The organism is Chryseobacterium sp. RR2-3-20, from assembly GCF_017808115.1.
GTDB lineage: Bacteria > Bacteroidota > Bacteroidia > Flavobacteriales > Weeksellaceae > Chryseobacterium > Chryseobacterium oryzae.
The window spans coordinates 1-565 of record NZ_JADQBD010000195.1; the positions used below are offsets into that span (position 1 = coordinate 1).

At 25.3% G+C, this 565-nt stretch carries 1 protein-coding gene; it reads left to right on the top strand.

All coding sequences use genetic code 11. The features are described from left to right. Positions 1 to 128 precede the first annotated feature (128 nt). Positions 129 to 428 carry a hypothetical protein gene (locus IV513_RS15665; protein WP_245168976.1) on the top strand — a complete coding sequence of 100 codons (300 nt, stop codon included), beginning with the start codon at positions 129 to 131 and terminating at the stop codon, positions 426 to 428. Positions 429 to 565 lie beyond the last annotated feature (137 nt).

Sequence of the window (565 nt, forward strand, 5' to 3'; positions counted from 1 at the left end):
AAGGGGTTCTTTTTTGAAATTAAATGTAAAGCTAAATGTAAAATAGGTATTTAGGCTGTTTCTATTTTTAATAATTTTTATTTAGGACAGTATTGATTTCATTTTGCTTAATAATTATTGCAGGTGAAATGATTGGAATTCCTTTAATTTTCTGGTTAATAATTTCAGCATTTTATATTGGAAATATTGACCAAATTTTTGCAATTTTAGCATTGATTGGAATTATTTTAAATTTCACAAAATGGAAAAATAGAATTTCAATAACTATCTTAAGCTTTGTATTTATGTTATCACCCATAATTTCAAGAATGGTTCAAGTTCCAATCAAAATGTTTGATTATTTGTCTTTTGAAATTCCGATAATAATATTTATAATTACTTATTTGACTTTTATAATTCTAAACGCAAAACAAAAAAACTACGGCTAACATTGTATTTGCAAAAGGCGGGGTTGAATATATAATAGAAAAACGCGATGCATTTAGTCGCAACTTGCTTTTCATATTGTATTTTTTTGTAATTTAACAATCTGAAAAAGCAATTTGCTTCGTTCGGTCGAAATTGA

Bases quoted from the DNA above. Each gene is read 5' to 3' on its own strand.
- IV513_RS15665 (WP_245168976.1), top strand. From the start codon at position 129: ATGATTGGAATTCCTTTAATTTTCTGGTTAATAATTTCAGCATTTTAT.